Genomic DNA, 22,902 nt, shown 5'->3' on the forward strand with positions numbered 1-22,902 from the left:
ACTACCGTGACCCCGTGACTACCGTGACCCCATGACGACCGACTTCGACCGCGCCCTGCGCTCCCTGCGGGTCTGGGACACCGCGCTGCCCGCCTTCGACCCGGCGGACGCCCCGCCCGGGCCGCTCGCCCTCTTCCACGACTGGTTCACCGCGGCCGTCGCGGCCGGCCAGAGCGAGCCGCACACCCCCTGCCTGGCCACCGTGGACGAGGACGGCCGCCCCGACGTGCGGGTGGTGATGCTGCACGGCGCCGACGCGCGCGGCTGGCACTTCGCCACGCACTCCACCAGCGCCAAGGGCCGCCAGCTCGCCGCCCGCCCGGAGGCCGCGCTCAACTTCTACTGGCCGGTCCAGGGCCGCCAGGTCCGGGTCAGGGGCCACGTCGTCACCGGCACCCCCGAGGAGGCGCACGCGGACCTGCGCGCCCGCACCACCGGCGCCCTCGCGGCGGCCCTGGTCGGCCGGCAGAGCGAGGTCCTGGACTCCCCGGAGACCCTCGCCGGGGCGAGCGCGGCGGCCTGGCGCCGGGCGGAGGCGGAGCCGGACGCCCCGGCCCCCACCTGGACCCCGTACGCGGTCGAACCGGCCGAGGTCGAGTTCTTCCAGGGCGACGAGCGGCGCCGCCACGTCCGCCTCCGCTACCGCCGCGACCCGTCGTCGCCCGACGGCTGGACCCGCGAACTCCTCTGGCCCTAGGGCGTGTGTCGGAAGTAGCGCCGTCTGCCCGAAGGGCAGGCGGGACTTTCGACACACGCCCTAGGGGGCGTTCACCGGCCCCTACTCGCTGCCCGCCGGATACATCTCCTCGACCTCCCGGGAGAAGTCCCGCAGCACCGCGCCCCGCCGGAGCTTCAGGGACGGGGTGAGGTGGCCCGAGGTCTCCGAGAAGTCGGTGTTCAGGACGCGGAAGGCGCGGATCGACTCGGCGCGGGAGACGAGCCGGTTGGCGTCGTCCACGCCCCGCTGGAGGGCGGCGAGCAGCTCCTCGTCGCGGGTCAGCTCCCAGAGCGCCAGGTGGTCCTTGCCCCGCATCCGCCGCCAGTGCGACAGGCCCTCGTGGTCCAGGGTGATCAGGGCGGTGACGTACGGGCGGTCGTCGCCGAGCACCATGCACTGGGCGACGAGCGGGTGGGCGCGCAGCCAGTCCTCCAGCGGGGCGGGCGCCACGTTCTTGCCGGCCGAGGTGACGATGATGTCCTTCTTGCGGCCGGTGATCCGCAGGTAGCCGTCCTCGTCGAGCGAGCCGAGGTCGCCGGTGGGGAACCAGCCCTCGTCGGTGTACGGCACGGCCGTCCCGCGCTGCGCGTCCCAGTACCCGGCGAAGACGTGGCCGCCCTTGAGCCACACCTCGCCGTCGTCGGCGATCCGGACGGCGGTGCCCGGCAGCGGCCAGCCGACGGTCCCGGTGCGCGGCCGGCGGGGCGGGGTGACCGTGGAGGCGGCCGTGGTCTCCGTCAGGCCGTACCCCTCGAAGACCTCGACCCCCGCGCCCGCGAAGAACTCCGCGAGCCGGGCGCCGAGCGGGGAGCCGCCGCAGATCACGTACTTCACGCGTCCGCCGAGCGCGTTCCGTATCCGCCGGTAGACCAGCGGGTCGTAGAGCGCGCGGGCGGCGCGCAGCGGCAGCGAGGGCGAGGCCTCCTGGCCGTAGCGGCGGGCGACCCGGGCGGCCCGGTCGAAGGAGGCCGCCCTGCCGCCGCGTTCGGCGGTGGCGCGGGCGGTGTGGAAGACCTTCTCCAGGACGTACGGGATGGCGAGGAGGAAGGTGGGCCGGAAGGCGGCCAGGTCGGCGAGGAGTCCGTCGCCCTCGACGGAGGGCGCGTGCCCGACCCGCACCCGGGCGCGCACGCAGCCGACGGAGACCATGCGTCCGAAGACGTGGGAGAGCGGCAGGAAGAGCAGGGTGGCGGCGGGCTCCTTCGTCTCCGAGACGAAGACGGGGTGGAGCAGCCGGACGGCGTTGTCGACCTCGGCGAAGAAGTTGGCGTGGGTGAGGGCGCAGCCCTTGGGGCGGCCGGTGGTGCCGGAGGTGTAGACGAGGGTGGCCAGGGTCTCGGGGGTGAGCAGTCCCCGGCGGGCGGTGACGGCCTCGTCGGAGATCCGCTCCCCCGCCCGGCGGAGCAGTTCGACGGCGCCGGTGTCGAGCGTCCAGAGGTGGGCCAGGCCGGGGAGCCGGCGCCGTTCGGCGGAGACGATCCGGGCCTGGTCGCGGTCCTCGACGACGCAGGCGGTGGCGCCGGAGTCCTGGAGGATCCAGCGGGTCTGGAAGGCCGAGGAGGTGGGGTAGACGGGGACGGTGACGAGTCCGGCGGCCCAGGCGGCGAAGTCGATCAGGGTCCACTCGTAGGTGGTGCGGGCCATGAGGGCGAGCCGGTCGCCCGGTCGCAGGCCGTGGGCGATCAGGCCCTTGGCGACGGCGTGCACCTCGGCGGCGAAGGCGGAGGCCGGGACGTCGTACCACTCGCCCCGCGGTCCCTTGCGGGAGAAGAGGGGGGCGCCGGGGTCCAGGCGGGCGTTGTCGTACGGCAGGTCGGCGAGGGAGCCGCGGGCGATCCGGGGGACGAGGGCGGGGACGGACACCTCCCGCACCCGCCCGTCGACCAGGAACTTGTGCGGTTCGACCGGCTCGGTCCCGGCTGCGGCGGTGGCGACGGACACGTGCGGCTCCTCGGTCTTCGCGACGAACTGAGACGTGCGGGGACGTGCGGGGCGTGCGGATGTGCAGTGCGTGTGCGGGGGCGTGCGGGATGTGCGGGGCGTACGGCCACGTGCGGGGCCGAACCGGGTTGGCGCACCGGCGCGTTGGAGCCCGCACCGACTTAACCAGTCGGTAACCTTACTGTGCGGTAGGGCTCAACGGGGAGACCAGCGCTCGCTTTTCATGAGGTTCCCGAGTCCCGCCCAGGCGAAGTTCATCAGCGTCGCCGCCGCCTCCTTCGCCGTCACCTCCGGCGTCTCGTTCGCCCAGGTCGCCAGGGACTCGGCCGAGCCGACCAGGGCCTGCGCGAGGGCGGTCACGTCCCGTTCCGTGATGGTGGCGGGCCCGTGCGCCTCGCGCGCCGCCTCGCCGATGAGCCCCGCCACGTAGACCGCGACCTCCTCCCGCATCCGGGACGCCTCGGTCGCGAACGGCTCCCCCTGCGTCCGGGCCTGCCGGCTCAGCACCACCCAGGAGTCGGGGTGCTCGGCGGCGTACGTGAAGAAGGCGAGCAGTCCCGCCCACAGCCGCTCGTCGGGCGGCAGCTCCCGGTCCTCGACCCCGGCGGCCACGGCGGCGAGCAGCGCCCCGGCCTCCCGCCGGATGCAGGCGGTGAAGAGCTCCTCCTTGGAGTTCAGGTACAGGTACACCAGCGGCTTGGAGACCCCCGCGAGCTCGGCGATCTCGTCCATGGAGGCGGTCTGGTAGCCGTGCCGCGCGAAGCTCCGCACGGCCGCGTCGAGCATCTGCCGCTCCCGCACGGCGCGCGGCAGCCGCCGCGCCTTCGCACCGTCGGCCATGGTGCCCACCCCTGCTTCCCGCTGCCCACAAGATCGTCCGACTGCCCCCGAGCAGCCTAGTGCCCCCGCCCATCGGGGGGCGGGGGCACCGGGAGCCGTCACGTGTCGGTCAGGCCGCGACCAGGACCTTCTCGTCCTCGGTCCGCGTCTCGGTCGGGTCGTCGATCGGGGACGACGAGGCGTTCTCGTACGCGGTGTGGTCGAGGATCTTCTCGCGGGCGGCGACGATCACCGGGACCAGCGCCTGGCCCGCGACGTTCGTGGCGGTGCGCATCATGTCGATGATCGGGTCGATCGCCATGAGCAGACCGACGCCCTCCAGGGGCAGGCCCAGGGTGGAGAGGGTCAGGGTCAGCATGACGGTCGCGCCGGTCAGGCCGGCCGTGGCCGCCGAGCCGACCACCGAGACGAAGGCGATCAGGAGGTAGTCCTGGATGCCGAGCTGCACGTCGAAGATCTGCGCGATGAAGATCGCGGCGAGCGCCGGGTAGATCGCGGCGCAGCCGTCCATCTTGGTGGTGGCGCCGAACGGGACGGCGAAGGAGGCGTACTCCTTCGGGACGCCGAGGCGCTCGGTGACCTTCTGGGTGAGCGGCATGGTGCCGACCGAGGAGCGGGAGACGAAGGCCAGCTGGATGGCCGGCCAGGCGCCCTTGAAGAACTGGACCGGGCTGACCTTGGCGACCGTGGCGAGCAGCAGCGGGTAGACGCCGAAGAGGACGATCGCGCAGCCGACGTAGACGTCGGCGGTGAAGGTGGCGTACTTGCCGATCAGGTCCCAGCCGTAGTCCGCGATGGCGAAGCCGATGAGGCCGACGGTGCCGATCGGGGCGAGGCGGATGACCCACCACAGGGCCTTCTGGAGCAGTTCGAGGACCGACTCGGAGAGGGCGAGGATCGGCTTGGCGCGGTCGCCGAGCTTCAGGGCGGCGATGCCGGCGACGGCGGCCATGAAGACGATCTGGAGGACGTTCAGCTCGGTGAAGGGCGTGATGACGTCCGTCGGGACGATGCCGGTGAGGAAGTCGATCCAGGAGCCCTCGCGCTTCGGCAGCTTGCCGTCCTGCGGGGTCAGGCCGGTGCCGGAGCCCGGGTTGGTGATCAGGCCGATCGCGAGGCCGATGGCGACCGCGATCAGGGAGGTGATCATGAACCAGAGCAGGGTGCGGGAGGCCAGCCGGGCGGCGTTGTTCACCTTCCGCAGGTTGGTGATCGAGACCAGGATGGCGAAGAAGACGAGCGGGGCGACGGCCAGCTTGAGGAGCTGGACGAAGATGTCGCCGACCTGGCCGAGGGTCTCCTTCAGCCAGGAGACGTCCTGGCTGCGGGCGATCCAGCCGAGCAGGGCGCCGAGGACCAGACCGACGATGATCTGGGCCCAGAAGGGGACCTTGGGTATCCGGGACGAGGGCTTGGCCTCGGGGGCCTCGGAGACGGACGCGGACACAGACACACTCCACAGGGCGTATCGGGGGAATACGGGGACGGGGGTGCGGCCACGAAAACGCGCTCGGGCGCGGGCCGCCGCATGAATGCCGGGAAGGTCAGAGCTCGCGGCAACAGACCGCGGACATACAGCGGCACAGGTCGACGTGCAGGCGCGCCACGAGCGGAGGGCTCATGGCGTCGGAGGTGCGCGCTGCGGTCTTCATGTCGAACACGTTAACACTTGAACTTTGAGAACCTCAAAGCTCTTCTTTGGGGTAAGGAGGCACCCCTCCGCCTCCGAAACGCAGAAACCCCCAGGCCGGAGCCTTGGAAGCTCCTGCCCGGGGGTAGATGTGTGATGAAACTTACGGAATCCTTACCCGGTCTCCACGGCCGGAGGGCGAGGCCCTACGACGCGTCCTCGCGGGACCGGTTCTCGGCGAGGCGGCCCTTCGCGCGGTCGACCTTCTCCACGATCTCGGCGCTCATGTCGTCGCGCTGTCCGCGCAGGAGGACGAAGCTGAGCGGGGCGGAGACGACGACGGAGAGGACGAGGACCCAGAGCAGGTTGGAGTCGCCGAGGCCGCGCGGCAGCACGCCGACGTAGACGAGCCCCCACAGGGCGAGGAAGGACCCGGCGAAGATGCCGAGCCGCAGCACCGTGTAACGGAGCATGTCAGTCCACTCTTCCGTTCCGAAAAGATCCCCTACGGGACGAACGTCCTCCCCAGTGAAGCACGGGGCCGCACCCTCCCCGGCACCAACCCCCTTGAGCGCCCGGCGAGTAATGGATAATCTCCACTAATGACCCTTACGTTCGAGGTGGACCCGGCGGTCGACACGGCCCTGCGCGACGGCGTCCTCGCCCTCTGGGCCGACGTCTCCGACGCGGGCGGCGCCGTCGGCTTCGTCCCGCCCGTCACCCCCGACGAGATCCGCCCCGCCCTGCTCCGGCACCTCGTCGACATGGCCCGCGGCGACACCCGTCTGCTGGTCGGCCGCGACGAGGACGGCGAGGTCGCCGCCACCGCCTTCTTCACCTTCAACACCCACCCCCTGATGACCCACTGGGTGTGGCTCTACACCGTGATGGTCCACCCCCGGCACCAGGGCAGGGGATACGGCCGCGACCTCATGGCCGCGGTCGAGCGCACCGCCCGCACCGCCGAGGGCTTCGAGGCGATCGAGGCCATCCGGCTCACCTGCCGGGGCGGCACCGGCGTCGACGGCTTCTACGCCAAGTGCGGCTACAAGGAGGTCGGCCGCGTCCCCGGCGCGATCCGGGTCGCCCCCGGCGACGACCGGGACGACATCATCATGCTGCTGCCGCTCACCTGACCCGCCCGGCCGGCCGACGAACCGATCGGCCGACCCGACCGGACCGGGCACGGGATGTCGGGTCCGGCCCCCCGGCCCCTTCCTACGGTGGGGACACGGAAAAGGAAGGACGGACCACGTGCTGGAGCGGTTGAACCGGGCCCTCGACCACATCGAGGAGCACCTGCGCGACGACCTCGACCCGGGCGAGCTGGCCCGGATCGCGACGACCTCGGAGTACCACTTCCGGCGCCTGTTCTCGGCGCTCGCGGGGATGCCGCTGTCGGAGTACGTGCGGCGCAGGCGGCTCACCGTCGCGGGCGCCGAGGTGCTCGCCGGCGAGCGGACGCTCCTGGAGGTCGCGGTGCGCTACGGCTACGGCTCCGGGGAGGCGTTCGCCCGCGCGTTCCGCGCGGTGCACGGCGTCGGCCCCGGCGAGGCCCGCCGCACCGGGGCCGCGCTGCGCTCCCAGCCGCGCATGTCCTTCCGCCTCGTCGTCGAAGGGAACAGCAGCATGCGGTACAGGATCGTGGAGAAGGACGCCTTCCGGATCGTCGGGCGCGGGGCCCGGGTCCCCCTGGTCCACGAGGGCGAGAACCCGGCGATCGCCGCCCACATCAGGTCCATCGGCCAGGAGGGCCTGGCCCGGCTCGCCCGCCTCTCGGACGGGGAGCCCGGGGGCGTCCTGTCGGCGGTCACCCACCTCTCGGACAGCCGCGAGGAGGGCGCCGAGCTGGACTACTGGCACGGGGCGGTGAGCGGCGCCGGCGTCCCGGAGGAGTTCGACGCGCTCGACGTGGCCGCCGGGACCTGGGCCGTCTTCGAGAACGAGGGCCCGTACCCGAAGGCCCTCCAGTACCTGTGGCGGGACGTCTTCACCCAGTGGTTCCCGTCCAACCCGTACGCGAGCCGGCCGGGCCCCGAGCTGCTCTCCGTACGCCCCTCGGCGGACTGGACGACGGCGCGGGCGGAGCTGTGGATCCCGGTGGAGCGCACGGAGGCGTGAGAAAGGGCCGGCGAGGAACCCCTCGCCGGCCCTTTCGCCCCGGGGATCAGACCCGCATCGGCTGCGGCGACTCGCGTCGCTCCGCGTCCGGGCCCGGGTACTCGCGGATGATCTCGTACCGCGTGTTCCGCTCGACCGGCCGGAAGCCGGCGTCCCGGATCAGTTCGAGCAGGTCCTCGCGGCCCAGCTTGTTCGGCGTGCCGTAGTTGTCGGCGTCGTGCGTGATCTTGTACTCGACGACCGAGCCGTCCATGTCGTCGGCGCCGTGCTGGAGCGCGAGCTGCGCGGTCTGGACGCCGTGCATGACCCAGAAGACCTTGACGTGCGGCACGTTGTCGAAGAGCAGCCGGGAGACCGCGAAGGTCTTCAGGGCCTCGGCGCCGGTCGCCATCGTGGTGCGCGCCTGGAGCCTGTTGCGGACCTTGCCGTCCTTCATGTCCACGAAGTCGTGCTGGTAGCGCAGCGGGATGAAGACCTGGAAGCCGTTCGTCTCGTCCTGGAGCTCGCGCAGCCGCAGCACGTGGTCGACGCGGTGCCGGGGCTCCTCGATGTGCCCGTACAGCATGGTCGCCGGGGTCTTGAGCCCCTTCTCGTGGGCGAGCCGGTGGATCCGGGACCAGTCCTCCCAGTGGGTGCGGTGGTCCACGATGTGCTGCCGGACCTCCCAGTCGAAGATCTCGGCGCCGCCGCCGGTCAGCGACTCCAGGCCGGCCTCGATCAGCTCGTCGAGGATGTCGGAGGCGGAGAGCCCGGAGATCGTCTCGAAGTGGTGGATCTCGGTGGCCGTGAACGCCTTGAGGGAGACGTTCGGGAGGGCCTTCTTCAGCTCGGAGAGCGAGCGCGGGTAGTAGCGCCAGGGCAGGTTGGGGTGCAGCCCGTTGACGATGTGGAGCTCGGTGAGGTTCTCGTTCTCCATCGCCTTCGCGAGGCGCACGGCCTCCTCGATGCGCATGGTGTACGCGTCCTTCTCGCCCGGCTTGCGCTGGAAGGAGCAGTAGGCGCAGGAGGCGGTGCAGACGTTGGTCATGTTCAGATGCCGGTTGACATTGAAGTGGACCACGTCGCCGTTCTTGCGGGTCCTGACCTCGTGGGCCAGACCGCCGAGCCAGGCGAGGTCGTCGGACTCGTACAGGGCGATGCCGTCCTCACGGCTCAGCCGCTCACCGTCCCGGACCTTCTGCTCCAGCTCACGCTTGAGCCCCGCGTCCATGCGGCCGCCTCCCTCTTCTCCGATATCCGTGCTTCGCCGTTCACCGTACTCTCAGGCCCGCCGTCAGCCCTCCTCGGGCAGCTCCCCGACGCGGTTCTCCCACTTGGTGGAGAGCACGATCGTGGTGCGGGTGCGGGAGACGCCCCGGGTGCCGCTGAGGCGGCGGATCGTCTTCTCCAGGCCGTCGACGTCGTTCGCGCGCACCTTGAGCATGAAGGAGTCGTCGCCGGCGATGAACCAGCAGTCCTCGATCTCGGCCAGGTCCTTGAGCCGGCGGGCCACGTCCTCGTGGTCGGCTGCGTCGGAGAGGGAGATGCCGATGAGGGCGGTGACGCCGAGGCCGAGCGAGGCGGCGTCGACGGTGGCGCGGTAGCCGGTGATGACCCCGGCCGCCTCGAGGCGGTTGATGCGGTCGGTGACGGAGGGGCCGGAGAGCCCGACGAGCCGGCCGAGTTCGGCGTATGAGGCACGCCCGTTCTCGCGCAGGGCCTGGATGAGCTGCCTGTCCACGGCGTCCATAGGTATGAGGCCTTCCATTGTCCAGCGATACCGCGAGTTTAGGTATAGAATCTAAGGTACACAGGGACGACATCCTGTGAATCTTTCAACAGATCAGAGTCGATCTTTAAGAACCTTCGGGTTCGGAACCTTCAGGAGTGGTGTTCACCGTGTACACGATCGAGATGGCCTACGCCCGCATGCGCGAGCTGCAGGACCTGGCCAACCGCTCGCGTGCCCACCAGCCCGTCCCCGCCTCGAAGCGCGCTCCCCGGGAGCGCGCGAAGAAGCGCTAATCGGACCGGAGAGCCGCACCCAGCTCTCCTTCCCAGCGGCGGTACAACCGGTGCGGCACCTTCGCCGCGTCCAGTACCCGCCCGGCGACGAAGTCCACCAGATCCTGGATGTGCGTCGCCCCCGCGTAGAACGCCGGAGAGGCGGGCAGCACCACGGCGCCCGCCTCGTCCAGCGCCACCATGTGCCGGAGCGTCTGCCCGTTGAGCGGGGTCTCCCGCACGGCGACCACCAGCGGCCGCCGCTCCTTCAGCGTCACGCTCGCGACCCGTTGCAGCAGGTCCTTCGAGAGCCCCAGCGCCACTCCCGCCACCGCGGCGGTCGAGGCCGGCACCACCAGCATCCCCTTCGCCGGGTACGACCCCGAGGACGGGCCCGCGCCCAGGTCCCCGGCCGGCCAGTAGCGCACATCCGCCAGGTCCGCCCCGAACGTGTCGGGCTTCCCGTCGGCGCCGCGCGCCAGCCAGGCCGCCAGGTCCTCGCGCCAGTGCGCGTCCCGGAAGGAGATCCCGGTCTCGTCGAGCAGCGTGAGCCGCGAGGCCCGCGACACGATCAGGTCGACGCTCTCCCCGGCGGCGAGCAGCCCCCTCAGGACGGCGGCGGCGTACGGCGTGCCCGACGCCCCGGAAACCCCCACGATCCAGGGGGTGCGCTTGCCGTCGTTCATGCCGTCGAGCCTATCCGTGAGGGTTCCGGGACGATCCGGGGCGGTGCGGGACGGGTCCGGGCGCCGGGCTACGGGGTGAGCCCGCGGACCAGCAGGTCGAGGAGCGCGCAGACGAACAGGCTGATCCCGATGAAGCCGTTCGTCGTGAAGAACGCGCGGTTCAGCCGGGACAGGTCGTGCGGCTTCACGATCGTGTGCTCGTAGCAGAACGCCACCACGACGACCGCCAGGCCGACCCAGAAGAAGGCCCCGGCGCCGGTGGCCAGCGCGTACCAGACGAGCAGTCCGGTCGTCACGACCGCCGAGCCCCGCGCGCCCCACAGGGCGGCCGGGATCCCGAAGCGGGCCGGGACCGACCTGACGCCGTGCGCCCGGTCCGCCCGCACGTCCTGGCAGGCGAAGATCAGGTCGAAGCCGCCGATCCACACGCCCACCGCGAGCCCCAGGATCACCGCGTCCCAGGACCACTCCCCGGTCACCGCCAGCCAGGCCCCGACGGGCCCGATCGCCTGGGCCAGCCCCAGGATCGCGTGCGGGAAGTTCGTGAACCTCTTCCCGTACGGGTAGACCACCATCGGCACGACGGCGAGCGGCGCGAGCGCCAGGCAGAGCGGGTTGAGCAGGGCGGCGGCCCCCAGGAACACCACGACGGCGATCCCGGCCCCGGTCCACGCCGAGCGCACGGACACCGCGCCGGTCACCAGCTCCCGGCCGGCCGTGCGCGGATTGCGCGCGTCGATCTCGCGGTCGATGATCCGGTTGCAGGCCATGGCGAAGGTCCGCAGGCCCACCATGCAGACGGTGACGAGCAGCAGCGTCCACCAGTGGATCCGCTGGTCCGTCCGGAACATCGCGGTGAGCGAGGCGATGTAGGCGAAGGGCAGCGCGAAGACCGAGTGCTCGATCATCACGAGCCGCAGGAAGGCCTTGGTGCGTCCGGGCTGGGCGCCCGGCACGGCGGCGGTGGTCACAGCCCGTACTCCTTCCACCGCCGGTCGACCAGGGCCGCCGTCGCCGGGTCCGACTCCACCATGTCCGGCCAGCCGCCGTCCCGGGTGTAGCCCTCCTCGGGCAGCTTCCTCGTGGCGTCGATGCCCGCCTTGCCGCCCCAGAACTGCTGGTAGGAGGCGTGGTCAAGGTGGTCGACCGGGCCCTCCACCACGGTGAGGTCACGGGCGTAGTCGGTGTTCCCGAGGGCCCGCCAGGCGACCTCGTGCAGGTCGTGGACGTCGCAGTCCTTGTCGACCACGACGATCAGCTTGGTCAGCGACATCATGTGCGCGCCCCAGACGGCGTGCATGACCTTCTGCGCGTGCTTCGGGTACTTCTTGTCGATCGAGACGATCGCGCAGTTGTGGAAGCCGCCGGACTCCGGCAGGTGGTAGTCCACGATGTCCGGCACGATGATCTTGAGCAGGGGCAGGAAGAAGCGCTCCGTGGCCCGGCCCAGCGGTCCGTCCTCGGTCGGCGGCCTGCCGACCACGATCGACTGGAGCAGCGGGCGCTTCCGCATCGTCACGCAGTCGATCTTCAGGGCGGGGAACGGCTCCTGCGGGGTGTAGAAGCCGGTGTGGTCGCCGAAGGGGCCCTCCGGGAGCGTCTCGCCCGGCTCCAGCCAGCCCTCGATCACGACCTCGGCCTGCGCCGGGACCTGGAGCGGCACGGTCTTGCAGTCGACCATCTCGATCCGCTTGCCCTGCACGAAGCCGGCGAACAGGTACTCGTCGATGTCGCCCGGCAGCGGGGCCGTCGAGGCGTACGTCACGGCCGGCGGACAGCCGAAGGCGATCGCGACCGGCAGCCGCTCGCCGCGCTCGGCCGCCACCGCGTAGTGGTTCCGGCTGTCCTTGTGGATCTGCCAGTGCATGCCGATGGTGCGCTTGTCGTGCCGCTGGAGCCGGTAGAGGCCGAGGTTCCGGACGCCGGTCTCGGGGTGCTTGGTGTGGGTGAGCCCCAGGTTGAAGAAGGAGCCGCCGTCCTTCGGCCAGGTGAAGAGCGCGGGCAGCTTCTCCAGGTCGACGTCGTCACCGGTGAGGACGACCTCCTGCACGGGGGCGTCGCCGGACTTCACCTTCTTCGGCGGCACGTGGACCATCGAGCCGAGCTTGCCGAAGGCCTCGCGGACCCCGACGAAGCCCTGCGGCAGCTCCGGCTTGAGGAGCCCGCCGATCTTCTCGCTGATCTCGCCGTACGACTTCAGGCCGAGGGCCTTGAGCAGCCGGCGGTCCGTCCCGAAGACGTTCATCGCCAGCGGCATCGAGGAGCCCTTGACGTTCTCGAAGAGGAGCGCGGGCCCTCCCGCCTTGTTCACGCGGTCGACGATCTCCCCGACCTCCAGGTACGGGTCGACTTCGGCCTTGATGCGCTTGAGGTCGCCTTCGCGCTCGAGGGCCCTGAGCAGCGAGCGGAGATCGTCGTAAGCCATACGGGCAAGTATCGGTCACCGGCTACCCTGGACCTGTCACCGGGGCCGCCCAAGCGCGCCCCCGCCACCGCTTCCAGGGGGCTGTCCCACATGCTCAGGGCGCTGCTGTTCATCCTGCCGCTGGCGCTGATGATCTACGCCTTCATCGATTGCCTGAACACTCCGGAGGAAGAGGTCAAGCACCTTCCCAAGCCGGTGTGGGCCATCGTGATCCTGCTGTTCTCCATCGTCGGCGCGATCGGCTGGATCGTCGCGGGCAAGGAGCGCGGGCCGAAGGGACGGACCGGGGCGGGCGGCGGACGGGGCGGCCGGGGCGCGGGCGGCTGGGTGGCGCCCGACGACAACCCGGAGTTCCTGAAGTCCCTCAAGGACGACGGATCCGGCGCGAAGGCCGACGACGACGCCCTCCTGAAGGACTGGGAGGAGGACCTGCGGCGCCGCGAGGAGGAGCTGAAGCGGCGCGAGCGGGGCGAGGAGAGCGAGGGCTGACGGGCCCGGGGGCCTCCGGGGCGCGTGCCGGCGGGTTCCGCCCGACCGGCGGCGTCCGGCACGGACCCCGGCGGGCCCCCGTCCGGCGTCTCAGTCGTCGGAGCCGACGGTGTTGTCGTGGCCGGCGTTGAAGACGTCGCCGCCCGCGAACTGGAGCCAGTCGCCGAAGACGATCGTGTACGAGGGCTCCGGCTCGTAGTCGACGTAGACGTCGGCGCTGGCGGCACCGGCGGTGCCGAGGACGATGGCTCCGACGGCGAAGGCGGTCAGCAGGGAACGCATGGAAGACCTCTCGGTAGGACGGCGCGGCGCGCCGCGGAAGGGCGGGCACTGCGCACGCTAGGGCCGTCACCCTCCGCGACCGGGGCGCCGGGCCGGTGGGGGCGCGGTCCTCAGCCGATCGGCGGCAGGGACGGGGACCCCGCACTCGCACGAGCGCGCCGCCTGTCCGAAGGCCATCGGCGGGGACGGCCCGGAGCACCTGTGCGCCGAGCCCCTCCCGGACCGCGAGGAGAACACCCGGCTCCTGCGCATCGCCTCGGCTCCCGCCGCCCCGGAGGCCCCGGAACGGATCGCGGCCCTGCGCGACGACCCGATGGAACCACCGGAGGCACGGGAGGCGGCCCGCGCGCGGTGGGCGGCTCCGGACGGCGGGACGCCGCCCTGAGCACCGTCCGACGCGTGATCCCCCCACCCCGCCGGGAACGAGTCCCCCATGGACCCGCTGTGGACCGCATGGACCGCACGGACCCCATGGACGAGGACCGGGCCCGCTCCTGGCTGGCCACCGCCCTCGACGAGGCCCGCGCCGGGCTCCGGGAGGGCGGGGTTCCGATCGGGGCCGTCCTCTACGGGGCCGACGGCCGTCTCCTCGGGCGCGGGCACAACCGGCGGGTGCAGGACGGGGACCCGTCCGCGCACGCGGAGACCGCCGCGTTCCGGGACGCCGGGCGGCAGCGCTCGTACCGGGGGACGATCACGGTCACCACCCTCTCGCCCCGCTGGTACCGCTCCGGCCCCGTCCGGCGGTTCGGGATCTCGCGGGTGGTCGCCGGCGAGGCCGAGACCTTCCGCGGCGGGCACGGCGTCGGGGTCCTCGTGCTCGACGATCCCGCGTGCGTGGCGCTCGTGCGGGAGTTCGTCGCCGCGCGCCCCGAGCTGTGGAACGAGGACATCGGGCAGGAGTGGGGGCCCGGCCCGTGAACCTCCGCTTCCGCCACAGACCCGCAACGCCCTCACAACAGAGTCGAAAAGTCGACCGCTTTCCCAACACACCGTCGATATCCTTGAGTTGACTGTTACGGGGGTGGCGGGGCTTGGACAGGGAGCTGTACGGCCGCGAGGCGGTCCTGGACGACGGCGGGCTTGTCGCGCGGCTCTGCGGGCTCACCCGGCACGGGGACGCGCGGGTGGCGTACGAGCACGGGGACGATCCGCCGGTCACCGTCTTCACCGGCGGGCGCGGGACCGGCAAGACCGCGCTGCTCAAGGAGGTCCGGAACCGGTACCGGGGGTACACCCCGCTCGCGCTGCTCGACTGCGCCCGCGTCGAGCCGCCCGCCGACCACGGGCCCGGCTGGACCCCGCTCACCGGCGCGCTGTCCGAGCTGGCCGTGCAGTTCTCGCCCAAGGTTCCCGGGGCCTCGCCCGTGCGGTTCCCCCGGCTCTCGCTCGGGCTCGTGGCCGTCGCCGCGATCGGCTGGTCCCGGGAGGACGACGAGCGGGCCCGGCGCGACCTCCAGCGGCTCGGGCCGCTCCTCGCGACCGTCGACCCGACCCGCGGCGCCGCCGCCCACTGGGTCGGCAAGGTCCTCGCCAAGCTCGCCGCCACCTTCGCGGAGACCGCCGCCCCGCTCGCCGGGGTGCTCGCCGAGGCGACCGTGGAGACCGTCATCGAGGAGGTCTTCGGACGGCTCCAGCGGTCCGCCGAGGGGTGGTACGGCGGATACCGGAACGCCGGGGGGCGGGGGAAGGCGGGGCTCCAGCAGCTCGCCAACGACTTCGAGCAGGGCGGCCGGCGCCGCGGCGAGGCCGAGGCCTTCCTCGTCGGAGCCCTCACCGAGGACCTGCTCCACGCCTACACCGGCTTCCGGCGCGGCAGCCGCGTCGGCCGGCCCCTGCTCCTCCTCGACGACGCCCACGAACCGCTCGGCCGGCAGCTCGTCGAACCGATCCTGCGCGCCCGCTCCGCCGAGGGGCGCCGCGACCGGCTCGTCGTCCTGGCCGCCTCCCGGATCCGTGACCACGAGGCGCTGCGCCAGGCCACCCGGCTCCGGCTCCCCGAGACCGCGCACCGGGCGCCCTGCCCGCGCGGGGCGAGCGTCGGCTCCGGCATCCTCGTCGTCGAGCTGACCCCGCTCTCCCCCGCCCAGACCCGCGGCGCCTTCGACCGCCACGACCCGGCGGGCCGCACCCCCGCCGAACTCTCCCGCGCCGTCCACCGGCTGACCGGCGGCCGCCCCCTGGGCGTGGTGCTCCTGGGCCGGGCCGCCGGGGAGGCCCCCGCCCACCTGAAGCCCGATCTCACCCCGGGCCGGCTGCTCGACCTGACGGTGGAGCTGCGCGAGGACTCCCCGCCGGTGCCCGTCGCCCCCGCCCTGCTCGCCGAGCTGTTGCCGGTGCCCCGGCTCGGCCCGTACGCCGTGCTCGCCGCCGCCCACGACGAGGAGTCCGCCCGGGTCCTGGCCCACGCCCGGCTCCCCTCCGAGTCCCGCGACGGGGACGTGGCGCTGCGCGTCCGCGACCGGCTGCGCGCCGAGGACTGGGCCGCGTCCGCGCCCGGCTCCCGGCACTTCGTCGGCGACCCGCTGCTGCGCGCCCTGCTCCTGCACCGGCTGCGCTTCGAGGACGGCGACCACCCGCGCTACGCCGCCTGGCACGCCGTCCACGAGACCCTGCGCCGGCACTACGGGCCCGAGCCCGGCCCGTACCGGCTCCACCACGACCTCGCGCTCGGCCGCACCGAGGACGCCGTCACCCATCTGCGGGCCACCTTCCCCGAGCCGGACGTCCTCGGCTGGCTCGGGCGGCTGCGGTTCGTCGCCTCCGCCCCGTACCCGCGCGAGCGCGACGCCACCGGGCCCGACCCGCGCCGGGCCGTCGCGCTCGGCCGGGCTCCGACGGGAGGCCCCGATCCGGCCGCCGGGCCCCCCGCCGGGCTCGGTGCCGACGCCGTCGAGCTGCACCTCGCCCTGCGGCGCCTGCTGCACGCCGTATGGCTGCTCACCGATCCGCTCGCACTGCCCGACGACGAGGTCGCCGACCGGCTCTCGTACGAGCTGCGCCGGCTCTCCGGCCGCCATCTGTCGGGCAGCGGTTCGCTCTGGGACGCGGCCACCCACTGGCCGCGCGACATCCGCGCCCGGCGGGAGCCCTCGCTGCCGCCGGGCCGCGAGGACGGAGTCTGACGCCATGCCCGACCGCGCGACCGCCCGCCCCTTCGACCGGCTCCGCCGCCGCGTCCGCACCCCCCGCCAGAAGCTCGTCGCCTCCCTCGTCACCGCCGCCGTCGTCCTCGGCCTCGGCGGCTACGGCGTCGTCCGCCTCACCACCCCGGAGGACCGTTCCTGCGCGCCGGGCGTCGAGCGGCCCGCCGGCAGCGAGGAGTGCGTCGGCGTCAACGGCGACGGCCACGACTTCGGCATCGGCGAACTGGGCGGGATCGCCGGCGCCATCGGCGCCGAGAACGCCACGCTCAAGCCCGACGACCACGTCACCGTCGCCCTCCTGCTGCCGCTGACCTCCACCGACGCCGGCATGCGGATCAAGGTGCTGAACGAGCTGCGGGGCGCCCACGCCCACCAGTACCGCGCCAACCACGAGTCCAACGACGAGCTGCCCAAGATCCGGCTCGTCCTCGCCAACACCGGCAAGGGCAACGCCCACTGGCGTCCCACCGTCGACCGGCTGATCGCCATGAAGGACTCCGCCGACCGGCTCCGGGCCGTCTCCGGCGTCGCCACCTCCTCCACCGAGGTCCGGGAGGCGGTGACCGCCCTCACCGGGGCCGGGATCGCCGTCGTCGGCACCACCATCACCGCCGACGACATCGCCAACGCGCCCGGCAACGAGCGCTATCCCGGCCTCGCCCGCGTCTCGCCCACCAACGGCGACGAGGCGAAGGCGCTCGCCCACTTCGGGCGCGTGGACTCCGCCAAGGCGCTCCTCGTCCAGGACACCCGCGGCGGCGACCACTACACGGACACCCTGAAGGCCGCCTTCGCCGCCACCCTCAAGAACAGCCCGCACGCCCCCGAGCTGTTCACCTCGCCCGCCGACCCCAACGAGGAGGGCACCACCGCCAACACCTTCCGCCAGATCACCCATCTGATCTGCGACAGCCGCGCCGAGACCGTCTTCTTCGCGGGCCGCCACACCCAGCTGCGCCAGTTCATCAACGCCCTCGGGTCGCGCGGCTGCACCGAACGGGCCTTCACCGTCCTGACCGGGGACGAGGGCTCGTACCTGGGCGCGGACGCGAAGCTCGACCGGAAGGCGCTGAGGTCGAGGCTGACCGTGCGGTACGCGGCGCTCGCCCACCCGGACGCCTGGCTGCCGGCGGAGGGGCGGAGGGTCCCGGCCACGGGCGGCTCCACCCGGGCGTACGAGACCTTCCTGGGCGACGTCACCCGCGGGGCGAAGGCGCCGCCGCCGCTCACGGACGGGCAGGCGATCGTCGCGTACGACGCGATGGCGACGGCCGTCCACGCGATCCGCCAGGCCACCCCGCAGGGGGCCCGCCACCCGGCGGCGGCGGACGTGGCCGCCCAGTGGCCGCAGGTGAAGGGCTCGCTGCGGGTGGAGGGGGCGAGCGGCTGGATCTGCCTGGACAACTACGGCAACCCGTACAACAAGGCCGTGCCGATCGTGGAGCTGGCCCCGAACGGCTCGCAGCGCTTCGTGCAGATCGCCTGGCCGGAGGGGCGCCCGCCGGAGTCGCCGTGCCTGCCGCCGAAGCGGGGGTGACACCCCCCAGGGGGTGTCTTGTCGATCAGGCCGGATCGGGGAGCGGTGTCCGGTGCCGTGCGTCGCAAGGCGGAGGAGGGAGTCGACGCGGAGCGTCGGCGAGTGACGACAACGCGGCGAGGTGCGGTGCCGGACACCGCGAGCCCGGCATGATCGGCCAGACACCCCCTACGGCTCCCACTTCGGCCAGCGCGCCGCGTCCCGCTCGTACAGCTCCCGCAGGTGCAGCCAGCGCTCCGAGGTCCGCTCCCGCCAGTCGGCGGGACGGCCGTCCAGGGCGCGGGCGAGCCACTCGAAGTGGTCGTGCCAGGCGGCGAGCCGGTCGAGGCGGTGCTCCGGCGGGCCGCGCAGCTCGTTGGTGAAACGCAGCACGGTCGATCCGTCGCCGCCGGGCCCCGGGCCCGGCTCCAGGTGGAACCGGATCCGGCCGTGCGTCGGATCGACCGTGTACTCGGCCACGCTCCCGGGGTCCCAGGCGGTCACCCGCCCCGGGTCCTCGGTGTCGCCGCTGGTCAGCCGGTGGAGGACGACCCGGCCGCCGAGCCGGGGCTCCAGCGGGTCCGCCGCGCACAGCCAGCGCGCCAGGCCCTCGGGGGTGGTGACGGCCGTCCAGACCTCGGACGGCGGGTGCGGCAGCTCGACGGTGAAGCGCAGCACGTGCGTGTCGCCGTCGTGGGTCTCGCTCCTGCCCCGGGGTATCTCGCTCATGGTTCCAGCGTCACCCCGGGGCGGGCCCGGTGCCAGCCCGGAGGCCGGGGCTCAGACTCCGGCGTAGGAGTGCTTGCTGGTCACGAAGATGTTGACGCCGTAGTAGTTGAAGAGGAAACAGGCGAAGGCGATGAGCGCGATGTACGCCGCCTTCCGGCCCTTCCAGCCGGCCGTCGCGCGCGCGTGCAGGTACGCGGCGTAACCGACCCACGTGATGAAGGACCAGACCTCCTTGGCGTCCCAGCCCCAGTAGCGGCCCCACGCGTCGCCGGCCCAGATCGCGCCCGCGATGATCGTGAAGGTCCACAGCGGGAAGACCGCCGCGTTCACCCGGTAGGAGAACTTGTCGAGCGAGGCCGCGGCGGGCAGCCGCTCCAGGACCGAGCGGGCGAAGGCGCCGGGGTTCCCGCCGGTCGCGAGCTTGTTCTCGTACGAGTCGCGGAAGAGGTACAGCAGGGTGGCGACCGCGCCGAGGTAGAAGACCGCGCCGCAGAAGATCGCGGTGGAGACGTGGATCCACAGCCAGTACGAGTCGAGCGCGGGCACCAGCTGGTCGCTGGGGGTCTTCAGCCAGGTGGTGGCCAGGCCCAGGTCCAGCAGGACCGTGGTGACGAGCGGCAGGCCGATCCAGCGCACGTTCTTCTTGGCGAGGAGGAAGCCGAGGTACGCGCCGACCGCCACCGTGGAGAAGGTGGTGGAGAACTCGTACATGTTGCCCCAGGGGGCCCGCTGCACGGAGAGCGCCCGGGTGACCACGCCCGACGCCTCGACCAGGAAGGCCAGGACGGTGAGCGAGACGGCGATCCGTCCGTACAGGTCGCCCTTGGCCGTGCCGCCGGCCGCGCCGGGGCCGTCCGGCACGTCGCGGGTGCCGGCCGCGCTCCGGGTGACGACCTTCGGCCGGTCGAGCACGGCGGTGGAGCCGGCCTGCTTGACCTGGACGGTCACGGCGGCGGCGGTGGCGGCGGCACCGGCCGGCCGGGTGAGGGCGGCGGCGGTGCGGCCGACCTTGCTGCGGCTGCCGAGGACCCACTCGGCGATGTGGGCGAAGAAGGCCAGGGTGTAGACGGCCATCGAGGAGTAGATGAGCAGGTCGCTCATCCGCGCCAGGCTCTCGTCGGTCGTGGCGGCGAGGATCACTTGTCAGCCTCTCCAGAAGGGGCGGGGTCTTCCGCGGGTGCGTCCGCTGGTTCCGTGGTGGGCGGGGCCTGGTCCGTGAGCGCGACCGCCAGGTCGGCCAGCTCCTCGGGGAGCTTCGCGGACTCGCTGCGGCCGAGGCCGGCCATCTCGACGACGGTCACCCCGTCCTCGCCCCGTACGGCCCGGACCCAGACCCGGCGCCGCTGGATGAAGAGCGAGCCGGTCAGGCCCACGATGGCGGCGAGGGCTCCCGCGAGGGCGAGGCCGTTGCCGGACTGCTGCGAGATCTGGAAGCTCGCCCACTCCTTGATGTCCTTCTCGAAGGTGATCGAGCCGGCGCCGTCGGGGAGCGTCATGGTCTCGCCGGGCAGCAGGCGCTGGGCGAGCTTGTTGCCGGACGCGTCCGTGAACTGGGTCATCTTGGACTTGTCGAGCTGGTACACGTTCTGCGGGAGCCCGGAGTCCACGCGCAGGTCGCCGTGGTAGCCGGTGAGCGCCATGACGGGGAAGTCGAGCGCCGGGAACTGCGAGAACATCGTGCCCTGGCCCGCGCCCGCGAAGGTCGGCACGAAGAAGGCCTGGAAGCCGAGCTGCTGCTTCTTGCCGTTCTTGTCGCGGTAGCCGTCCATGACCTTGATCGCGCCGGTCGACGTGATGTTGTTGTCGATCGGGAGCAGCGGCACGGCGCCGTGGAAGACGGTCCTGCCGCGTCCGTCCTTGACGGTGACGACGGGCGCGTAGCCGTGGGCGATCAGGTAGACCTTGGAGTCGCCCACCTTCAGCGGCTCGTTGACCCGGATGATCCGCTTCCTGTCCGCGCCGCCCTCGGAGTAGGTGACGGCCGCCTCGAAGGTCCGCGGGGTGCCGCGCTGCGGGCCGCCCTCCTCGTACGTGCCGGTGAAGGAGTCCAGCTTGAAGCTGAACGGCACCAGCTCGTCGGTCCCGAACCAGGAGCCGGACTTGAAGTCGTCGTACTGGGTCAGCGTGTTGGAGAAGCCGTCGCCCTCGATGATCAGCTTGCCGCCCTCGGACTTGAAGAGGACGCCCCAGCCGAAGGCGACGAGCATCACGATCAGGGCGACGTGGAAGGCCAGGTTCCCGGCCTCGCGCAGGTAGCCCTTCTCGGCGGCGACCGCGTCGCCGACCCGGTGGACGCGGAAGCGGCGCTTCCCGAGGAGGGCGAGCGCGGCCTCCCGGGCCTCCTCGGGGCCGGCGCCGGTGCGCCAGGTGGCGTACGCGGGGAGCCGGTCGAGGCGGCGCGGGGCGCCCGGCGGACGGCCCCGGAGCTGGCCGACGAACTGCCAGGTGCGCGGGACGATGCAGCCGATGAGGGAGACGAACAGCAGGAGGTAGATCGCGGAGAACCACACCGAGCCGTAGACGTCGAAGAACTGGAGCTTCTCGTAGATCGGCGTGAGGGTGGGGTGCGCGGCCTTGAAGTCCTGCACCTTCATCTCGTCCGCGCTGGTCTGCGGGACGAGGGAGCCGGGGACGGCGCCGAGGGAGAGCAGCAGCAGCAGGAGCAGCGCGATCCGCATGGAGGTGAGCTGCCGCCAGAACCAGCGGAGCCAGCCGGTGAACCCGATGCCGGGACCGCCGGTGGAGGTCTCCTCGCGGTCCTCCGCGGGGGCGGTCGAGAGCCGGGCCCCGGCCGCGCCGGCGGTCTCGTCCGCCTTGTCCGTCCCGGCCGTGCCGCCCGTGCCGTCCGTCTCGCTCGTCTCGTCCGTCTCGTCCGGGGCCGGGGTGTTACCCGTCGCGTAGGTCTTGCTCATCGCTCCTCAGATCCCCACCGTGAAACCGTTGGACCAGCCCTGCATCGTGGCGACCATGCTGTCCCACGCTCCCGTGAGGAGCAGGACGCCGGTGACGATCATCATTCCGCCGCCGATCCGCATGACCCAGACGTAGTGCCGCTTGACCCAGTCGAACGCGCCCAGCGCCTTGCGGAAGGCGATGGCGGCGAGCACGAACGGTACGCCGAGACCCAGGCAGTACGCGAAGGCGAGCAGGGCGCCGCGCCCGGCGCTGGCCTGTTCCAGGGCGAGCGCGTTGACGGAGGCGAGGGTCGGACCGATGCACGGGGTCCAGCCGATGCCGAAGAGCGCGCCGAGCAGCGGGGCGCCGACCAGGCCCGCGACGGGCTTCCGGTGGAAGCGGAACTCGCGCTGGGTGAGCCAGGGCATCAGTCCGAGGAAGAACGCGCCCATGAGGATCATGAGCACGCCCAGGACCTTGCCGAGCGTCCCCCGGTACATCTGGAGGTTCTCGCCGAAGTAGCCGAAGAGGGCGCCGCCGGAGACGAACACGGCGGTGAAGCCGAGGACGAAGAGGACGGCGCCGGCGGTCATCCGGCCGCGGCGCTTCTCGGCGAGGTCGGTGCCGGTGACGCCGGTCACGTAGCTGAGGTAGCCGGGGACGAGCGGGAGGACGCACGGCGAGAAGAAGGAGACCAGGCCGCCGAGGACCGCGATGGGCAGGGCGAGCAGCAGGGCTCCGCTGGTGACCGTCTCGTTCACCGGCTCACTTCTCCTGGAGGAGCGGGTCGATCATCGAGCGGAGCTTCTTCTCGTCGAGGGCCAGGAGCGCGCGGGCGGCGATCCTGCCCTCCTTGTCGAGGACGACGGTGGAGGGGATGCCCTGGAGGCTGAGGGTGCCCTTGGGGAAGCCGAAGAGGATCAGCTTGCCGTCGGGGTCGTAGAGGCTCGGGTAGGGGACCTCGTAGTCCTCTTCGAAGGTGAGCGCCTGCTGCTTGTTGAAGTCGCGGGTGTTGAGGCCGACGAACTCGACCCCCTTGCCCTTGAGGTCGGCGGCGACCTTCGCGAAGTGGGGGGCCTCGGCGCGGCAGGGGCCGCACCAGGAGCCCCAGGCGTTGAGGACGACGACCTTGCCCTTGAGGTCGGCGACGTCGAGCGGCTTGCCGTCGACGGTCTCGCCGGCGAGCTTGCCCGGGGCCGCGCGCTGGCCCTTGGGGGCGGTGGAGATGCCGCCCTTGTTGGTCACGAAGTTGGTGCCGCCGCCACCGGTCGTGCCGCCGTCGCCGCCGCAGGCCGAGAGCACGAGGGCGGCGGTCAGCACTCCGACGGCGAACAGGGTGCGTCGAGGGGCACGGCTAAGGCTCATGTGAAAAGTTTCGCATGGGCGTTTGGGGGATCTTGGGCACCCCCCTACGTGCCCGTAAAGCACCTTGTCAAGGCCGCTTAAACGGCATGCCGGAACAGAAGGGTCCGTCAGGACGATCAATCGCGGCGATCAATCG

General features: G+C 72.3%; 23 protein-coding genes. 8 read left to right on the forward strand and 15 right to left on the reverse strand.

The genetic code is table 11. The features are described 5' to 3' along the window. The first annotated feature begins 31 nt into the window (after nt 1-31). On the forward strand, nt 32-697 hold the full coding sequence (locus tag ACIQKA_RS21060; RefSeq protein WP_383156708.1) for a pyridoxal 5'-phosphate synthase: 666 nt from the start codon (nt 32-34) through the stop codon (nt 695-697). 81 nt (nt 698-778) lie between these two features. On the opposite strand, the gene ACIQKA_RS21065 is transcribed toward ACIQKA_RS21060, so the two are convergent. The 4 genes from ACIQKA_RS21065 to ACIQKA_RS21080 form a co-directional block, all read right to left on the reverse strand. Continuing rightward, on the reverse strand, nt 779-2,659 hold the full coding sequence (locus tag ACIQKA_RS21065; RefSeq protein ID WP_402541941.1) for an AMP-dependent synthetase/ligase: 1,881 nt from the start codon (nt 2,657-2,659) through the stop codon (nt 779-781). A 195-nt stretch (nt 2,660-2,854) separates the two neighbouring features. After that, nucleotides 2,855-3,499, reverse strand: coding sequence for a TetR/AcrR family transcriptional regulator (locus ACIQKA_RS21070; RefSeq protein ID WP_402541943.1), 645 nt, complete (start codon nt 3,497-3,499; stop codon nt 2,855-2,857). Nucleotides 3,500-3,608: 109 nt separating this feature from the next. After that, nucleotides 3,609-4,952, reverse strand: coding sequence for a dicarboxylate/amino acid:cation symporter (locus ACIQKA_RS21075; RefSeq protein WP_383156700.1), 1,344 nt, complete (start codon nt 4,950-4,952; stop codon nt 3,609-3,611). Nucleotides 4,953-5,335: 383 nt separating this feature from the next. Further along, on the reverse strand, nt 5,336-5,602 hold the full coding sequence (locus ACIQKA_RS21080; RefSeq protein ID WP_383156698.1) for a DUF4229 domain-containing protein: 267 nt from the start codon (nt 5,600-5,602) through the stop codon (nt 5,336-5,338). 129 nt (nt 5,603-5,731) lie between these two features. Here ACIQKA_RS21080 and ACIQKA_RS21085 point away from each other — a divergent pair, with 129 nt between their 5' ends. Together ACIQKA_RS21085 and ACIQKA_RS21090 are read left to right on the forward strand one after the other, a co-directional pair. Then, nucleotides 5,732-6,265: a GNAT family N-acetyltransferase gene (locus ACIQKA_RS21085; protein ID WP_402541944.1), complete on the forward strand. Its 534-nt coding sequence runs from the start codon at nt 5,732-5,734 to the stop codon at nt 6,263-6,265. A gap of 118 nt (nt 6,266-6,383) precedes the next feature. Beyond that, complete coding sequence (locus ACIQKA_RS21090) at nt 6,384-7,250, forward strand: GyrI-like domain-containing protein (protein ID WP_383430871.1); 867 nt, start codon at nt 6,384-6,386, stop codon at nt 7,248-7,250. Nucleotides 7,251-7,296: 46 nt separating this feature from the next. On the opposite strand, the gene mqnE is transcribed toward ACIQKA_RS21090, so the two are convergent. Next, on the reverse strand, nt 7,297-8,460 hold the full coding sequence (mqnE, locus tag ACIQKA_RS21095; protein ID WP_383156692.1) for an aminofutalosine synthase MqnE: 1,164 nt from the start codon (nt 8,458-8,460) through the stop codon (nt 7,297-7,299). Nucleotides 8,461-8,523: 63 nt separating this feature from the next. Beyond that, entirely contained in the window at nt 8,524-8,979 is a 456-nt protein-coding gene (locus ACIQKA_RS21100; protein WP_125666109.1) for an Lrp/AsnC family transcriptional regulator, read from the reverse strand. Between the two features lie 137 nt (nt 8,980-9,116). Here ACIQKA_RS21100 and ACIQKA_RS21105 point away from each other — a divergent pair, with 137 nt between their 5' ends. Next, nucleotides 9,117-9,254 carry a hypothetical protein gene (locus tag ACIQKA_RS21105; protein WP_159042984.1) on the forward strand — a complete coding sequence of 46 codons (138 nt, stop codon included), beginning with the start codon at nt 9,117-9,119 and terminating at the stop codon, nt 9,252-9,254. On the opposite strand, the gene ACIQKA_RS21110 is transcribed toward ACIQKA_RS21105, so the two are convergent. The 3 genes from ACIQKA_RS21110 to ACIQKA_RS21120 form a co-directional block, all read right to left on the reverse strand. Continuing rightward, the gene (locus ACIQKA_RS21110) at nt 9,251-9,919 is read right to left on the reverse strand and encodes a UbiX family flavin prenyltransferase (protein ID WP_383156689.1); all 669 of its coding nucleotides are present in this window, start codon (nt 9,917-9,919) and stop codon (nt 9,251-9,253) included. The two genes, ACIQKA_RS21105 and ACIQKA_RS21110, sit on opposite strands and share 4 nt — an antisense overlap. Nucleotides 9,920-9,987: 68 nt before the next feature. Next, nucleotides 9,988-10,890: a menaquinone biosynthesis prenyltransferase MqnP gene (mqnP, locus tag ACIQKA_RS21115; protein WP_383156687.1), complete on the reverse strand. Its 903-nt coding sequence runs from the start codon at nt 10,888-10,890 to the stop codon at nt 9,988-9,990. Then, on the reverse strand, nt 10,887-12,344 hold the full coding sequence (locus ACIQKA_RS21120) for a menaquinone biosynthesis decarboxylase (RefSeq protein ID WP_383156685.1): 1,458 nt from the start codon (nt 12,342-12,344) through the stop codon (nt 10,887-10,889). The genes mqnP and ACIQKA_RS21120 overlap by 4 nt, the downstream gene beginning before the upstream one ends. 90 nt (nt 12,345-12,434) lie before the next feature. Between ACIQKA_RS21120 and ACIQKA_RS21125 the strand changes: the two genes are divergently transcribed. Next, a complete protein-coding gene (locus ACIQKA_RS21125) occupies nt 12,435-12,833 on the forward strand; it encodes a PLD nuclease N-terminal domain-containing protein (protein ID WP_383156683.1) in 399 nt (132 codons plus the stop codon). Between the two features lie 90 nt (nt 12,834-12,923). On the opposite strand, the gene ACIQKA_RS21130 is transcribed toward ACIQKA_RS21125, so the two are convergent. Next, entirely contained in the window at nt 12,924-13,115 is a 192-nt protein-coding gene (locus ACIQKA_RS21130; RefSeq protein ID WP_366377187.1) for a hypothetical protein, read from the reverse strand. A 471-nt stretch (nt 13,116-13,586) separates the two neighbouring features. Here ACIQKA_RS21130 and ACIQKA_RS21135 point away from each other — a divergent pair, with 471 nt between their 5' ends. The 3 genes from ACIQKA_RS21135 to ACIQKA_RS21145 all read left to right on the forward strand — a co-directional run bounded on the left by ACIQKA_RS21135 (nt 13,587) and on the right by ACIQKA_RS21145 (nt 17,798). Continuing rightward, a complete protein-coding gene (locus tag ACIQKA_RS21135) occupies nt 13,587-14,036 on the forward strand; it encodes a nucleoside deaminase (protein ID WP_402541960.1) in 450 nt (149 codons plus the stop codon). 113 nt (nt 14,037-14,149) lie between these two features. Beyond that, nucleotides 14,150-16,240, forward strand: a complete 2,091-nt coding sequence (locus ACIQKA_RS21140; RefSeq protein ID WP_402541946.1) for a hypothetical protein — start codon at nt 14,150-14,152, stop codon at nt 16,238-16,240. 4 nt (nt 16,241-16,244) lie between these two features. After that, nucleotides 16,245-17,798 (forward strand): hypothetical protein, encoded by a 1,554-nt coding sequence (locus tag ACIQKA_RS21145; RefSeq protein WP_383430866.1) that lies wholly within the window; start codon nt 16,245-16,247, stop codon nt 17,796-17,798. A gap of 168 nt (nt 17,799-17,966) precedes the next feature. On the opposite strand, the gene ACIQKA_RS21150 is transcribed toward ACIQKA_RS21145, so the two are convergent. Genes ACIQKA_RS21150 through ACIQKA_RS21170 form a run of 5 tightly spaced genes read right to left on the reverse strand, consistent with a single transcriptional unit; the run spans nt 17,967 to nt 22,766 of the window. Continuing rightward, a complete protein-coding gene (locus ACIQKA_RS21150) occupies nt 17,967-18,506 on the reverse strand; it encodes an SRPBCC domain-containing protein (RefSeq protein WP_383156677.1) in 540 nt (179 codons plus the stop codon). 51 nt (nt 18,507-18,557) lie between these two features. Next, entirely contained in the window at nt 18,558-19,646 is a 1,089-nt protein-coding gene (ccsB, locus tag ACIQKA_RS21155) for a c-type cytochrome biogenesis protein CcsB (protein WP_383156675.1), read from the reverse strand. Then, complete coding sequence (locus ACIQKA_RS21160) at nt 19,643-21,418, reverse strand: cytochrome c biogenesis protein ResB (RefSeq protein ID WP_402541948.1); 1,776 nt, start codon at nt 21,416-21,418, stop codon at nt 19,643-19,645. The genes ccsB and ACIQKA_RS21160 overlap by 4 nt, the downstream gene beginning before the upstream one ends. Nucleotides 21,419-21,424: 6 nt before the next feature. Next, entirely contained in the window at nt 21,425-22,162 is a 738-nt protein-coding gene (locus tag ACIQKA_RS21165; RefSeq protein ID WP_383156671.1) for a cytochrome c biogenesis CcdA family protein, read from the reverse strand. Between the two features lie 4 nt (nt 22,163-22,166). After that, on the reverse strand, nt 22,167-22,766 hold the full coding sequence (locus tag ACIQKA_RS21170; RefSeq protein ID WP_383156668.1) for a TlpA family protein disulfide reductase: 600 nt from the start codon (nt 22,764-22,766) through the stop codon (nt 22,167-22,169). Nucleotides 22,767-22,902: the final 136 nt, after the last annotated feature.

Source organism: Streptomyces sp. NPDC092045, from assembly GCF_044756005.1.
Classification (GTDB): domain Bacteria; phylum Actinomycetota; class Actinomycetes; order Streptomycetales; family Streptomycetaceae; genus Streptomyces.

Coding starts and splice junctions, on each gene's coding strand:
- ACIQKA_RS21170 (WP_383156668.1), bottom strand. CDS start 22,766: ATGAGCCTTAGCCGTGCCCCTCGACGCACCCTGTTCGCCGTCGGAGTG.
- ACIQKA_RS21135 (WP_402541960.1), top strand. CDS start 13,587: ATGGACGAGGACCGGGCCCGCTCCTGGCTGGCCACCGCCCTCGACGAG.
- ACIQKA_RS21085 (WP_402541944.1), top strand. CDS start 5,732: ATGACCCTTACGTTCGAGGTGGACCCGGCGGTCGACACGGCCCTGCGC.
- ACIQKA_RS21110 (WP_383156689.1), bottom strand. CDS start 9,919: ATGAACGACGGCAAGCGCACCCCCTGGATCGTGGGGGTTTCCGGGGCG.
- ACIQKA_RS21160 (WP_402541948.1), bottom strand. CDS start 21,418: ATGAGCAAGACCTACGCGACGGGTAACACCCCGGCCCCGGACGAGACG.
- ACIQKA_RS21125 (WP_383156683.1), top strand. CDS start 12,435: ATGCTCAGGGCGCTGCTGTTCATCCTGCCGCTGGCGCTGATGATCTAC.
- ACIQKA_RS21070 (WP_402541943.1), bottom strand. CDS start 3,499: ATGGCCGACGGTGCGAAGGCGCGGCGGCTGCCGCGCGCCGTGCGGGAG.
- mqnE (WP_383156692.1), bottom strand. CDS start 8,460: ATGGACGCGGGGCTCAAGCGTGAGCTGGAGCAGAAGGTCCGGGACGGT.
- ACIQKA_RS21145 (WP_383430866.1), top strand. CDS start 16,245: ATGCCCGACCGCGCGACCGCCCGCCCCTTCGACCGGCTCCGCCGCCGC.
- ACIQKA_RS21080 (WP_383156698.1), bottom strand. CDS start 5,602: ATGCTCCGTTACACGGTGCTGCGGCTCGGCATCTTCGCCGGGTCCTTC.
- ACIQKA_RS21060 (WP_383156708.1), top strand. CDS start 32: ATGACGACCGACTTCGACCGCGCCCTGCGCTCCCTGCGGGTCTGGGAC.
- ACIQKA_RS21120 (WP_383156685.1), bottom strand. CDS start 12,344: ATGGCTTACGACGATCTCCGCTCGCTGCTCAGGGCCCTCGAGCGCGAA.
- ACIQKA_RS21100 (WP_125666109.1), bottom strand. CDS start 8,979: ATGGACGCCGTGGACAGGCAGCTCATCCAGGCCCTGCGCGAGAACGGG.
- ACIQKA_RS21150 (WP_383156677.1), bottom strand. CDS start 18,506: ATGAGCGAGATACCCCGGGGCAGGAGCGAGACCCACGACGGCGACACG.
- ACIQKA_RS21130 (WP_366377187.1), bottom strand. CDS start 13,115: ATGCGTTCCCTGCTGACCGCCTTCGCCGTCGGAGCCATCGTCCTCGGC.